Here is a 12,460-nt window from a genome sequence, read left to right on the forward strand (position 1 = left end):
TGTGGGAGCGGGCTTGCCCGCTCCCACATCTGTTTTGCAGTGTTGCTTAGAACTTGTAGCCGATACCCACCATGTACACCATCGGGTCAACGTCCACATTGACCTTGGCGCGGGTGCCTTGGCCCAGCGCGTTGTTGTCCACCGTCGCCTTGGTACTGATGTCGATATAGCGCGCCTGGGCGTTGATCATCCACTTGTCGTTGATCATGTAGTCGGCGCCGATCTGTGCGGCCCAGCCCCAGGAGTTTTCCGCCTTGAAGTTGCTGAAACCGGCTTGCTCGGCGCGGCTGCCGACGTGCTCGTCGTAGATCCAGGTGTAGTTGATACCGGCGCCCACGTACGGTTGGAAGGCGGACTTGTGGTCCAGCGGGTAGTACACGACGCTCAGGGTCGGCGGCAGGTGTTTCAGGGTGCCGAGCTTGCCGTTGGCGGCGCCCAGCGCGGTGTTCTTGATCTTCACGTCATGCTCGAACGGCGTGGCGGCCAGCAACTCGATACCCACGTGGTCGGTGATCATGTAGGCGAAGTTCAGCCCCAGTTGCGTGTCGCTGCTCATGGTCGCCTTGCCGCCCAGGTTGGTGCCGGCCAGCGGGCCCTGGTCAACCTTGACGCTGCTGCTGTCGGCCTTCGGATTCACGGTGATTGCACCGGCGCGAATCAGAATGTCGCCGGCTTCGTGAGCCTGTACGGCAGGGGCGGCGAGGGCGAGCGCGAAGAGGGACGCGCCGAGCAGAGACTTGTTCATGGGAGCTCCAAAAGGACGTTAAAAGTTGTACGTCCAATGGTAAAGATCGTTCCGTTCGATCTTTTGACTCAGCTCAATGAAAGGGTAAACGCAGATCAAAAACTGTGGGAGCGGGCTTGCTCGCGAAAGCGGTGTATCAGTCAGCTTATCAGTCACTGACCCACGGCTTTCGCGAGCAAGCCCGCTCCCACATGGGATTTTCAGTGTTCTTGAATACGGGTTATTCCTGCAACTCGTACACGTAAATCTTCTCGGCATCCATCTGGTAACCGGCGTCGGCCAGTTCGCTGGTCGACGCTTTGACCTGCATCGCGCCCTCGACCCAATATGGCTGATACAGCTCATCGAGCTTCACGCCGACTTCGCTTTTCACATGCACGATCTGGTTCGACGGCGGCGGCGGCACGTGAATGCACGCGCCGAAATATGGCACCAGCAAGAATTCGGTGGTGCGGCCTTCTTCGCTGACTTCCAGCGGCACGATATAGCCCGGCAAGCGGATGTGCTTGCCGTCGAGGCTCTGTACCACTGGCGCGTTGGGCAAATCCTGCTTGGCCGCTGGCGCTGCCTCGACCGACAAGGCATCGGCCATGTTCGACAGGTCGTGCAGCGGCTTCATGTTAGGGATTTCCGGCGGGGCATCCGGCGGGATCATTTCCTGCCACGACAGATCCTTGGGCTGCTCATCCGCCCACACGGGCACAGCCACCACCAGCAATAACGCAAACAGCGCACGACGCATCGAAGCCTTCCTCATAAACGTATGGACAGGCCGTCGGCCAGGGATTGCCGATAGGCGCGCCACGCGGGCACGGCGCCCATCAACAGCGCTGCGGCGAGGATACCGGCGAGCAGCGTCCATTCATATTCGCTGGGCCACGACATCGGCAAGTCCAGGCCATAGTTGGCCTGCAAATACCCGCGCGAGGCGGCGATGCACACATACAGCAGGCCCACACCCGCCACCACGCCGGACAGCGCCAGGGCGAAGGCTTCGAAGATCAGCAGCGTCGCAATGTGCCACGGCCGCGCGCCCACCGAGCGCAGAATCGCCATCTCGCGCCGGCGCTCGTTGAGGCTGGTGAGGATCGCCGTGAGCATACCGATCAAACCGGTCAGCACCACGAACAGCGAAATCACGAACAACGCTTTTTCGGCGGTGCCCATCATGCTCCACAGCTCTTGCAGCGCCACGCCGGGCAGGATCGCCAGCATCGGCTCGCCACGGAATTCGTTGATTTCCCGTTGCAGCGCGAAAGTGGAAATCTTGTTGTTCAGGCCGAGCATGAACGCGGTGATCGCCTGCGGCGTCAGGTCCATATTGCGCGCTTGATCCGCGCTGATGCGGCCTTTGCCCTGGGCCGGCACGCCGTTGTGCCAGTCGATATGGATCGCCTCCATGCCGCCGAGGCTGATGTGCAGCGTGCGGTCCACCGGCGTGCCGGTGCGCTTGAGAATGCCGACCACGGTGAAGGGTTTGTCATCGTGCTTGACCAGGCTGACCACCGCCACGCCGTGGGCCAGCACCAGCTTGTCGCCGAGCTTGTAGTGCAACGCATCGGCGACTTCGGCGCCGAGTACCACTTCAAACGGGTCGGTAGCGAAAGCGCGGCCACTGGCCAGCTCGAGGTTTTGTTTGCGGCCGTACTGGTAATGCTCGAAGTAGGATTCGTTGGTGCCCATCACGCGATAACCGCGATGGGAGTCGCCGAGGGAAATCGGGATCGCCCATTTCACTTGGGGGCTGGCGGCGAAGTGCTCGAAGCTGTCCCAGCGAATATTGTTGGTGGCGTTGCCGATGCGGAACACCGAGTACAACAACAGGTTCACCGAACCCGAGCGCGCGCCGACGATCAGGTCGGTGCCGCTGATGGTGCTGGCGAAACTGTTGCGCGCTTCAACGCGCACACGCTCCACCGCGAGCAACAAGCAGACTGACAACGCGATGGCGAAGGCGGTGAGGATCGCTGTAAAGCGGCGGTTAGCCAGGCTGGCCATGGCTAGACGGAACAGATACATCTCAAACCTCTGCGGGCGTGGCGGCGCGATTGAGTTCGGCCAGCGACAGGTGGCGGTCGAACAGCGGCGCGAGGCTCTGGTCATGGCTGACAAACAACAGGCTGGCGCCGGCTTCGCGGCATTCGGCGAACAGCAAGCGGATGAAGGCTTCGCGGGCGTCGTAGTCGAGGGCTGACGTCGGCTCGTCGGCGATCACCAACTCCGGCTGGCCGATCAACGCGCGGGCGGCGGCCACGCGTTGTTGCTGGCCGATGGACAGTGAATCGGCGCGGCGGTCCAGCAAGCCCTTGTCCTTCAAGCCCAAGTGCGCGAGCAAGGTCGCGGCAGCTTGATCGACGCTGCCATGGCGCTGCTTGGCCCGCTGAGCGCGCAGTTTGGAAAAGTGGCAGGGCAGCTCGACGTTTTCGCGCACCGACAGAAACGGCAGCAGGTTGAACTGCTGGAAGATGTAGCCGGTGTGGTCCACGCGAAAGCGGTCGCGGGCGCCAGCGCTGAGCTCAGTCAGCTCCTGGCCGAGCAGGCGAATGCTGCCCTGGCTGGGTTTCTGCACGCCGCCAAGCAGGCCGAGCAGGGTGGTTTTGCCACTGCCGCTGGGGCCTTTGAGGAACAGGGTTTCCCCGGCTTCCAGGCGGAATGCGGGGATGTCCAGCAACTGTGGGTGGCCGGGCCAGTTGAAGCCCAGGTCGTGCAGTTCGATTAACGCTTGAGTCATGGGAAATCACAGGTCTCAAAAATGGCGCAAAACCCTGTGGGAGCTGGCTTGCCTGCGATAGCGATCTATCAGTCACATCATTGCTGACTGGCCCACCGCTATCGCAGGCAAGCCAGCTCCCACATTGACCGCATTGTCAGATCAGAATTTCAGCGTGGCGGCCTGGGCCGTCGCTTCAACACCTTGCTGGCCGCTCGGGCCGATCAGTTGTACCTGAATTTTCTGGGTGGCGGGGAAGGTCTTGAACACCTGTGTCAGGTCGAGGTTGCTCAGCGCCGTCGGCGTGGCGCAGGTGAACTGGTAGTGGGCGTGGATTTCGCTGTGGTCGTGATGATGCTCGTGGGCGGCGGCGCCTTTGCCGTCGGTGGCGTGGTCATCATCGTCGTCGTCATGGTCGGCTTCAGGCTTGTCGCCGAACAGCGGGCTGTTCAGTTCCTGGGTGCTGATCACGCAACCGGCGCCCTTGGGCAGGTTGAACAGGGCCAACGGGTTTTCCAGTTGCTTGCGGGCGGCGGCGACTTTGGCTTTGTCGGCAGGGGTGGTGGCTTGATGTTCAAAACCCACCAGGTTCATGGCCGGGCTGTCGAATTCCAGCTCCAGGGCCTGGCCGTCGAGCACGGCGTTGAGGCGACCCACACCGTGTTCGTGAGCACCAAGGCTGCCGTGCTCGTGTTCATGGTCGTGCTCATCGGCAGCCTGGGCAATGGCGAGTGGCAACAGGGCAAACGGCAAAGCGAGCAGCAGACGGCGCATGAGAAGGCTCCAGAACATGAAAGTTTTGTTATGTGATCTTATAACAATAATGACAGGAGTTTGAACGCCCGCTTGGCGTTGCGCAAGTCGCGTGGGAGCATGCTTGTCGGAAAAGTGCGGGAGTGAACGCGATGTTACGAATTCGTGGAACCGTCGGCGACCTGCCGGTGGACCTGACCCTGGAGCTGGACGACGGCGATTGGGCACGGCTGGGTGCGCAGTTGCAGGCGGCCCCTGTGCACGCCGCGCCGGCTGCGGCACCCGTCAAACACAATGATGACCTGTGGCAGAACGCCCAGGACCTGTTGCGCAAAGCCGGGCAGCTCAGCGGCCTTGAGTTGAGCGATCAACTGGAAGGCTTGGCCGGCGATGCCGCCTCAGGCAAGCGCCTGTTGGTGCGCCTGCGCCACAGCTCAAACGTGAAAGTGGCCAGCGGCGGGGATACGCCGCTGTACAGCTGGGTCGGCGATTAGTACAGCGCAGCGAACAGCTTGCGGCGGTACACGGTCACCAGCGGGTGGTCGTTGCCCAGCAGTTCGAAGACTTGCAGCAGCGTCTTGTGCGGCAAGCCTTCGCTGTAGCTGCGGTTGCGGATAAACAGCTTGAGCAGGCCTTCCAGCGCCGCGTCGTATTGCTGGCGGGCCAGTTGCTGGATCGCCAGCTGATAGGCTGCTTCGTCGTCCTGCGGGTTTTGCCCGAGGCGGCTTTTCAGGTCGGCAGCGTCCGGCAGGTCGGCGGCCTGGCGCAGGAAGGTGATCTGCGCCTTGGCCCCGGCGAGGGCGGCTTTGTGGTCGTCGCTTTTCACGGCGTCGAGCACGGTTTGGGCTTCACCCAGCTCACCGCGTTCAGCCAGGCAGCGCGCGTACAGGATCAGCGCGGCGGCGTTGGTGTTGTCTTCGCCCAGCAACGCAACCAGCACGGCTTCGGCATCGCTGATGCGGCCTTCGGCAAACAACGCCTGAGCCTGTTCCAGCGGATCCGCCGCAGCCGGTGGCGGCATCTTGACGTGAGGTTCCAACAGCGCGCGCACGGCCGACTCCGGCTGCGCCCCGGCAAACCCGTCCACCGGCTCGCCATCCTTGAACAGCACCACGGTCGGCAGGCTGCGAATGCCAAACCGCGCGACGATGTCCTGTTCGGCATCGCAATCGACCTTGGCCAACAGCAACTCGCCCTGATAGCTCTCGGCGATTTGCGCCAGCATCGGCATCAACGCCTTGCAGGGCGCACACCACTCGGCCCAGAAATCCACCAGCACGGGTTTTTCGAAGGAGTTCTGAATCACCGCCTGGTCGAACGTGGCGGTGGTGGCGTCGAAGATGTAGGGCGTGGGCTCACTCATGGGGCGTCTCGAATAAAGCGGGAATGGGGCAACTATAAGGGTTGGCGCAGGCGGCTGAAAGCGCGGCGTTCTTGAGGCCATCGCGGGCAAGCCCGCTCCCACATTTGGACTGCATCGGCCTGTTGAAATGCATTCTCCTGTGGGATCGGGCTTGCCCGCGATGGCCTCACAGACGCCGCGAATGGTACAGGCTAACCTTGCGAAACTCCCAAGGCTCAGCCAGATCCGGCAACGTAAGGGCATCAAGGATTTCCAGACGCTGATAGGCCGGGTGCTGGAAGTCCCTGACGCGCGAATCCGCCACCAGCGCCTCGCGGCCACGGCTGAGGAAGTGGTCCAGCAGCGGCAGGTTGGCGCGGTCGTAAAGCACGTCGGCGACGAGAATCAGGTCGAAGCGGTCGGCTTCGGCGAAAAAGTCGGCTGAATAATTCAGCTCAACCCCGTTGAGCTCGGCATTCGCCCGGCAGGCTGCCAGCGCCAGCGGGTCAAGGTCGCAGGCCACCACTTCCAGCGCGCCCGCTTTAACGGCGGCAATCCCCGCCACACCGGAGCCCGCGCCGAAATCCAGCACTCGCTTACCGGCAACCCACTCGGGGTTTTCCGCCAGGTACCGGGCCAGCGCCAAACCGCTGGCCCAGCAAAAGCTCCAGTAGGGCGGCTCATGCAGGATGCGCCGGGTTTCGTCCTGGCTGAAGGCGCGGTCCATGTTGTCCGCATCCAGCAACCACAACGACAGCGCGGTGCCCGGCAGAGGGCAGGGCACCAGGCGCGCGTCGCCGATCAGTTCACTCAGTGCCGTTTGCAGGCCCAGCGGTGGCGTCATGGTGCCTTGACGAGCTGCAAGGGGCCGGTGGTCTGGGTAATCGCCTGGGTGATGCGCACGGCGGGCAGGTGCAGGATCAATTGGCCGGACTGGCTGGCGCGGCCACGCAACTCAACCCGGGCACCGGCCGGGAAGGCTTCGGGGTTGAAGCGCAGGCGGAAGGCCACGGGCTTGCCGTTGCCGGTCAACACGCTGCTGGCGAGCAGTTGCTGAGGGCGGTTGCGCTCGTCGATCACCAACAACGCCAGTTCAACTTCGGCATTGGCGGGCACGCCATTGAGGATGCCGCTGATTTCACGTTGAAACGCCGGCAAGGGGCCGAGGTCTTCAATACCGGGCACTTTTTTCTCTTGTGCCGGGGTGGGTTGAGGGGTGGCAGGCTTGGGGGCTTCGCTGCTGCAGGCGACCAGAAAACTGAACAGGGTGAGCAAAACAAGTGGTCGTAACTGCATGTACGGCTCCAGAAAGGGCAAAATCCGTGACTTTGAAATAAACAAACATAGTAAGCCTGCCTATATACCGTAAAGGCTATGGCTTGTCTTGCCACGGGGATGCGCTACCATGGCCCTCCCTTTATTTGTTGCCTGCCAACCATGCACTGTCCCTTCTGCGGTGCCAACGACACCAAGGTCATTGACTCGCGTCTGGTCGCCGAGGGCGATCAAGTGCGTCGCCGGCGCGAATGCCTGGCCTGCGGTGAACGTTTCACCACCTTCGAAACCGCCGAACTGGTGTTGCCACGTCTGATCAAGTCCGACGGCAGCCGCCAGCCTTTCGACGAAGAAAAACTGCGCGCGGGTATGCAGCGCGCCCTGGAAAAACGCCCGGTGAGCGTCGAGCGGCTGGAAGCGGCGCTGGTGCACATCAAGCACAAGCTGCGTGCGACCGGCGAACGCGAGGTCAAGAGCCTGGTGGTGGGAGAACTGGTGATGGGCGAGCTGCAAAAGCTCGACGAAGTCGCCTATATCCGTTTCGCCTCGGTGTATCGACGCTTCCAGGACCTCAATGAGTTCCGCGAAGAGATCGACCGCCTGGCCCGTGAGCCGGTCAAACAATGACGACACCTTCTGCTGAACAGGCCGTACTCGACGCCCATTACATGGCCCGCGCCCTCGAATTGGCGCGCAAAGGCTTGTACACCACCCATCCCAACCCGCGGGTCGGCTGCGTGATTGTGCGCGATGGGCAGATTGTCGGCGAAGGCTGGCACGAGCGCACCGGCGAGCCCCACGCCGAGCCCAACGCCTTGCGTGCTGCTGGTAACAAGGCGCGCGGCGCCACGGTGTACGTGACCCTTGAACCCTGTAGCCACCACGGCCGTACACCGCCGTGCGCCGATGCGCTGGTGAGCGCTGGCGTGGCGCGCGTCGTCGCGGGCATGCAGGACCCGAATCCTGAAGTGGCGGGGCGCGGCATGCAGCGCCTGGCCCAGGCGGGGATTGAGATTCGCAGCGGCGTGCTGGAAAAAGAAGCACGCGCGCTCAACCCCGGTTTTCTGAAGCGCATGGAACACGGCCTGCCGTTTGTGCGGGTCAAGCTGGCGATGAGCCTGGACGGCCGCACCGCCATGGCCAGCGGCGAAAGCCAATGGATCACCGGCCCGGCTGCCCGCGCTGCCGTGCAACGCCTGCGTGCCGAGGCCAGCGTGGTGCTGACCGGTGCCGATACCGTCTTGGCTGATGGCGCGCGTTTGACCGTGCGCGCCGCCGAGCTGGGCCTGGATGAAGCAACCACCGCCCTGGCCATGTCGCGTCCGCCGCTGCGCGTGTTGATCGATGGCCGCTTGCGCGTGCCGCTCAACGCGCCGTTCTTCAAGGCCGGCCCGGCGCTGGTCATCACCTGCGTGACCCCGGAAAATCAATTTCCCCGTGGCCCCGAGTGCCTGGTGGTGCCGGGCGTCGATGGCCAGGTCGACCTGCGTTCGGCACTCGTGGCGCTGGCCGCCCGTGGCGTCAATGAAGTGCTGGTTGAAGCCGGGCCAAGTCTGGCAGGCGCATTTGCCCAGCAGGGGCTGGTGGACGAATACGTGATATTCGTCGCCGGCAAGTTTCTCGGCTCCGCCGCCCGGCCTTTGCTCGACTGGCCGCTTGAGAAACTGGCCGACGCCCCCCAACTCAAGATCACTGAAATGCGCGCTGTAGGCGACGACTGGCGGGTCACCGCCGTCCCGCTACCACCCGCGAGCGTATAATTCTGACCGGGCGCCCAACTGCCCCGTACCGTTTTCCAGGAGAAGGCCATGTTCACCGGCATCATCGAATCCATCGGCAGCATCCGCGCCATGACCCCCAAAGGCGGCGACGTGCGCCTGCTGGTTGAAACCGGCAAGCTGGATCTGGGCGACGTCAAGCTGGGCGACAGCATCGCCGTCAGCGGCGTGTGCCTCACTGTCATCGAACTGCCGGGTAACGGTTTTGCCGCCGACGTCAGCCGGGAAACCCTGGACTGCACCGCGATGAACGACCTCAAGGCCGGCAGCCCGGTCAACCTGGAAAAAGCCTTGACCCCGACCACCCGCCTGGGCGGCCACCTGGTCAGCGGCCATGTCGACGGCGTCGGTGAAGTGGTCGCGCGCAGCGAAAATGCACGCGCCGTGGAATTCCGCATCCGCGCGCCGAAAGAGCTGGCCAAATACATCGCCCACAAAGGCTCGATCACCGTCGACGGCACCAGCCTGACCGTGAACGCGGTGAATGGCGCCGAATTTGAACTGACCATCATTCCTCACACCCTCAGCGAAACCATCATGGCCTCGTACCAGCCAGGCCGCCGGGTGAACCTGGAAGTGGACTTGCTGGCCCGTTACCTGGAGCGCCTGTTGTTGGGCGATAAGGCCGCAGAGCCTACTGCCGGGAACATTACTGAAAGCTTTTTGGCCGCCAACGGCTACCTTAAATCCTGACCCAAGGGGGTGCCGCGTGGCGCTCAACAGCATCGAAGAACTGGTTGAAGACATCCGCCAAGGCAAGATGGTCATCCTGATGGATGACGAAGACCGCGAGAACGAAGGCGACATCATCATGGCCGCCGAGGCCTGCAAGCCTGAGCACATCAACTTCATGGCCAAGCACGCCCGCGGGCTGATCTGCATGCCCATGAGCCGCGAGCGCTGCGAGTTGCTCAAGCTGCCATTGATGGCGCCACGCAACGGGTCGGGTTTCGGCACCAAGTTCACCGTGTCCATCGAAGCCACGACGGGCGTCACCACCGGTATCTCCGCCGCTGACCGCGCGCGTACCGTGCAAGCCGCCGCCGCAAAAGACGCCAAGGCCGAAGACATTGTCAGCCCGGGCCACATTTTCCCGCTGATGGCCCAGCCGGGCGGCACCCTTGCGCGTGCCGGCCACACCGAAGCCGCCTGCGACCTGGCGCGCATGGCCGGTTTCGAGCCGAGCGGCGTGATCTGCGAAGTGATGAATGACGACGGCACCATGGCCCGTCGCACCGAACTGGAAGCGTTTGCCGCCGAACACGGCATCAAGATCGGCACCATTGCCGACCTGATTCACTACCGCATGATCCACGAACGTACCGTTCAGCGGATTGCCGAGCAGCCGCTGGACAGCGAACTGGGCCAATTCAATTTGGTGACCTACCGTGATTCAGTGGAAGGCGACGTGCACATGGCCCTGACCCTGGGCAACATCTGCGCGGAAGAACCGACCCTGGTGCGCGTGCACAACATGGACCCTTTGCGCGACCTGTTGATGGTCAAGCAGCCGGGCCGCTGGAGCCTGCGCGCCGCCATGGCCGCGGTTTCCGAGGCTGGCAGTGGCGTGGTGCTGTTGCTCGGTCACCCGTTGGATGGCGATGTATTGCTCGCCCATATCCGCGAAACCGCCGAGCACACGCCGGTGAAAAAACCGACCACCTACAGCATCGTCGGTGCCGGTTCGCAGATCCTGCGCGACCTTGGCGTGCGCAAAATGCGCTTGATGAGTGCGCCAATGAAATTTAATGCGATATCCGGTTTCGATCTGGAAGTTGTAGAATACGTGCCCTCCGAATAAAGGCCGGCGATTTTTGCCCCTTGTTCGCGGTTAACACATCACTGAGGGACGCACTTTTCGCGTCCCTGCTCTTTAAGAGATTTGTCGAATGACCCTGAAGACCATCGAAGGTACCTTCATCGCCCCGAAAGGCCGCTACGCCCTGGTAGTCGGCCGCTTCAACAGCTTCGTGGTTGAAAGCCTGGTAAGCGGTGCCGTGGACGCCCTGGTTCGCCACGGTGTGAGCGAAAGCGATATCACCCTGATCCGCGCCCCTGGCGCCTTCGAGATTCCACTGGTTGCGCAAAAAGTTGCCCAACAGGGTGAATACGCGGCAATCATCGCCCTGGGCGCGGTCATTCGTGGCGGTACTCCGCACTTCGAATACGTGGCTGGCGAATGCACCAAGGGCCTGGCCCAAGTGTCCATGGAGTTCGGTGTGCCGGTTGCGTTCGGCGTACTGACCGTTGACTCCATCGAGCAAGCCATCGAACGTTCCGGCACCAAGGCCGGTAACAAAGGCGCTGAAGCTGCCCTGTCCGCTCTGGAAATGGTCAGCCTGCTGTCGCAGTTGGAGGCCAAGTGATTTCCGACGAGAGCGACAACTTCAACCCGCGCGAACCACGCCCAGCCGATGCCGGCAAGCCGTCCAAGAACGAAAAGCGTCGCGCTGCTCGTCAATTGGCCACCCAGGCGCTGTACCAGCGTCACCTGGCCGGTGCCTCGTTGAACGAAATCGAAGCGCAGTTTCGCGTCGATAACGACTTCACCTTTGCCGACCTGCCGTACTTCCACGACATCCTGCACGGTGTGCATGCGCACCTGACCGAGATTGATACGGCCCTGGCGCCTTGCCTGGACCTGACCATCGAAGAGCTGGACCCGGTTGAACTGTGCGTAATGCGCCTGTCAGCCTGGGAACTGCTGTATCGCGTCGATGTGCCGTACCGCGTGGTGATCAACGAAGGTATCGAACTGGCGAAAGTCTACGGTTCGACCGACGGCCATAAGTTCGTCAACGGCGTGCTCGACAAGCTGGCCCCGCGCCTGCGTGAAGCTGAAGTGAAAGCGTACAAGCGCTGAATGGGCGAGTTTGAGCTGATCCGCCAGTTCTTCGCCGCCGCGCCCTGTGCGCAAGGCGGCGAGGGCATTGCACTGGGGATCGGCGACGACTGCGCCTTGCTGGCGCTCCCCGCCGGGGAGCAGCTGGCGGTTTCTACCGATACGCTGGTGGCCGGCGTGCATTTTGCCGACCCCTGCGATCCCTTTCTGCTCGGCCAGCGCTCGCTGGCTGTGGCGGTCAGCGATCTGGCCGCCATGGGCGCCAACCCCCTCGCATTCACCCTTGCACTCACCACCCCGACGGTCGAGGCCGACTGGCTGCAACGCTATGCCCAGGGCTTGAACGCCATGGCGCAAAGCTGCGGCGTGGGCCTGATCGGTGGCGACACCACGCGTGGGCCGCTGAGCCTGACCCTGACCGTGTTTGGCCGCGTGCCGGCCGGGCAGGCGTTGACCCGCAGCGGTGCGCAGCCGGGCGACGTGCTGTGTGTGGGCGGTGAACTGGGCGATGCCGCCGGCGCCTTGCCGTTGGTGCTGGGCCAGCGCAGCGCTGAGGCCGCCGTCGCCGAACCGTTGCTGGCGCATTACTGGTCGCCGCAACCGCAGTTGGCGCTGGGCCTCGCGTTGCGTGGCAGGGCGACGTCAGCCATGGATATTTCTGACGGCTTACTGGCCGATTGCGGGCATATCGCCAAGGCCTCGGCAGTCAGCCTGGTAGTCGAGCGTCAGAAGCTGCCGTTGTCAGCGGCATTGCTGGCGTTTGTCGGCGATGACGAGGCGCGTGTGGCTGCGTTGAGCGGGGGCGACGACTACGTATTGGTGTTCACCCTGCCACCTGCCCAGCTGGCGCCGTTGCTGGCGGGCGGCTGGCCAATCCACGTGATCGGCCGGGTTGAAGCCGGGCAGGGCGTCACGCTGCTTGATGCCAACGGGCAAGACATCACCCCCGCCGTGCGCGGCTACCAGCATTTTCGCGACACCCCCTGAATCGCAGACCTGCGCTACCCTCTATAGG

At 63.0% G+C, this 12,460-nt stretch carries 16 protein-coding genes; 8 read left to right on the plus strand and 8 right to left on the minus strand.

The features are described from left to right. Positions 1-46: 46 nt before the first annotated feature. From AB4P94_RS09770 to AB4P94_RS09790, 5 genes are all read right to left on the minus strand, one after another. Complete coding sequence (locus AB4P94_RS09770; protein WP_395610341.1) at positions 47-745, minus strand: OmpW family protein; 699 nt, start codon at positions 743-745, stop codon at positions 47-49. Positions 746-965: 220 nt separating this feature from the next. Further along, positions 966-1,487 (minus strand): DUF3299 domain-containing protein, encoded by a 522-nt coding sequence (locus tag AB4P94_RS09775; protein ID WP_395610342.1) that lies wholly within the window; start codon positions 1,485-1,487, stop codon positions 966-968. Between the two features lie 11 nt (positions 1,488-1,498). Next, the gene (locus AB4P94_RS09780; RefSeq protein ID WP_395610343.1) at positions 1,499-2,764 is read right to left on the minus strand and encodes an ABC transporter permease; all 1,266 of its coding nucleotides are present in this window, start codon (positions 2,762-2,764) and stop codon (positions 1,499-1,501) included. Between the two features lies 1 nt (position 2,765). Continuing rightward, positions 2,766-3,476 carry an ABC transporter ATP-binding protein gene (locus tag AB4P94_RS09785; RefSeq protein WP_395610344.1) on the minus strand — a complete coding sequence of 237 codons (711 nt, stop codon included), beginning with the start codon at positions 3,474-3,476 and terminating at the stop codon, positions 2,766-2,768. A gap of 141 nt (positions 3,477-3,617) precedes the next feature. Beyond that, positions 3,618-4,229 (minus strand): DUF2796 domain-containing protein, encoded by a 612-nt coding sequence (locus tag AB4P94_RS09790; RefSeq protein WP_395610345.1) that lies wholly within the window; start codon positions 4,227-4,229, stop codon positions 3,618-3,620. Between the two features lie 131 nt (positions 4,230-4,360). On the opposite strand from AB4P94_RS09790, the gene AB4P94_RS09795 reads away from it, so the two are divergent. Further along, positions 4,361-4,702 carry a hypothetical protein gene (locus AB4P94_RS09795; RefSeq protein WP_395610346.1) on the plus strand — a complete coding sequence of 114 codons (342 nt, stop codon included), beginning with the start codon at positions 4,361-4,363 and terminating at the stop codon, positions 4,700-4,702. Here AB4P94_RS09795 and trxA read toward each other — a convergent pair. From trxA to AB4P94_RS09810, 3 genes are all read right to left on the minus strand, one after another. Continuing rightward, on the minus strand, positions 4,699-5,571 hold the full coding sequence (trxA, locus tag AB4P94_RS09800; RefSeq protein WP_395610347.1) for a thioredoxin: 873 nt from the start codon (positions 5,569-5,571) through the stop codon (positions 4,699-4,701). The two genes, AB4P94_RS09795 and trxA, sit on opposite strands and share 4 nt — an antisense overlap. A gap of 166 nt (positions 5,572-5,737) precedes the next feature. After that, the gene (locus tag AB4P94_RS09805) at positions 5,738-6,394 is read right to left on the minus strand and encodes a class I SAM-dependent methyltransferase (protein ID WP_395610348.1); all 657 of its coding nucleotides are present in this window, start codon (positions 6,392-6,394) and stop codon (positions 5,738-5,740) included. Further along, on the minus strand, positions 6,391-6,846 hold the full coding sequence (locus tag AB4P94_RS09810) for a YbaY family lipoprotein (protein WP_395610349.1): 456 nt from the start codon (positions 6,844-6,846) through the stop codon (positions 6,391-6,393). The genes AB4P94_RS09805 and AB4P94_RS09810 overlap by 4 nt, the downstream gene beginning before the upstream one ends. Before the next feature lie 141 nt (positions 6,847-6,987). Here AB4P94_RS09810 and nrdR point away from each other — a divergent pair, with 141 nt between their 5' ends. From nrdR to thiL, 7 genes are all read left to right on the plus strand, one after another. After that, complete coding sequence (gene nrdR / locus AB4P94_RS09815; protein WP_395610350.1) at positions 6,988-7,452, plus strand: transcriptional regulator NrdR; 465 nt, start codon at positions 6,988-6,990, stop codon at positions 7,450-7,452. Beyond that, entirely contained in the window at positions 7,449-8,585 is a 1,137-nt protein-coding gene (gene ribD, locus AB4P94_RS09820; protein WP_395610351.1) for a bifunctional diaminohydroxyphosphoribosylaminopyrimidine deaminase/5-amino-6-(5-phosphoribosylamino)uracil reductase RibD, read from the plus strand. The genes nrdR and ribD overlap by 4 nt, the downstream gene beginning before the upstream one ends. A 48-nt stretch (positions 8,586-8,633) precedes the next feature. After that, a complete protein-coding gene (locus AB4P94_RS09825; RefSeq protein ID WP_065909971.1) occupies positions 8,634-9,296 on the plus strand; it encodes a riboflavin synthase in 663 nt (220 codons plus the stop codon). Positions 9,297-9,312: 16 nt separating this feature from the next. Next, positions 9,313-10,404, plus strand: a complete 1,092-nt coding sequence (gene ribBA, locus AB4P94_RS09830) for a bifunctional 3,4-dihydroxy-2-butanone-4-phosphate synthase/GTP cyclohydrolase II (RefSeq protein WP_395610352.1) — start codon at positions 9,313-9,315, stop codon at positions 10,402-10,404. An 88-nt stretch (positions 10,405-10,492) separates the two neighbouring features. Then, positions 10,493-10,969 carry a 6,7-dimethyl-8-ribityllumazine synthase gene (ribE, locus tag AB4P94_RS09835; RefSeq protein ID WP_003194576.1) on the plus strand — a complete coding sequence of 159 codons (477 nt, stop codon included), beginning with the start codon at positions 10,493-10,495 and terminating at the stop codon, positions 10,967-10,969. Beyond that, positions 10,966-11,466 (plus strand): transcription antitermination factor NusB, encoded by a 501-nt coding sequence (nusB, locus tag AB4P94_RS09840; protein WP_010206836.1) that lies wholly within the window; start codon positions 10,966-10,968, stop codon positions 11,464-11,466. The genes ribE and nusB overlap by 4 nt, the downstream gene beginning before the upstream one ends. Further along, positions 11,467-12,432: a thiamine-phosphate kinase gene (gene thiL / locus AB4P94_RS09845; protein WP_395610353.1), complete on the plus strand. Its 966-nt coding sequence runs from the start codon at positions 11,467-11,469 to the stop codon at positions 12,430-12,432. The last annotated feature ends 28 nt before the right edge of the window (positions 12,433-12,460 follow it).

The organism is Pseudomonas sp. B22129, assembly GCF_044218875.1.
In the GTDB taxonomy this organism is placed as follows: Bacteria; Pseudomonadota; Gammaproteobacteria; order Pseudomonadales; family Pseudomonadaceae; genus Aquipseudomonas.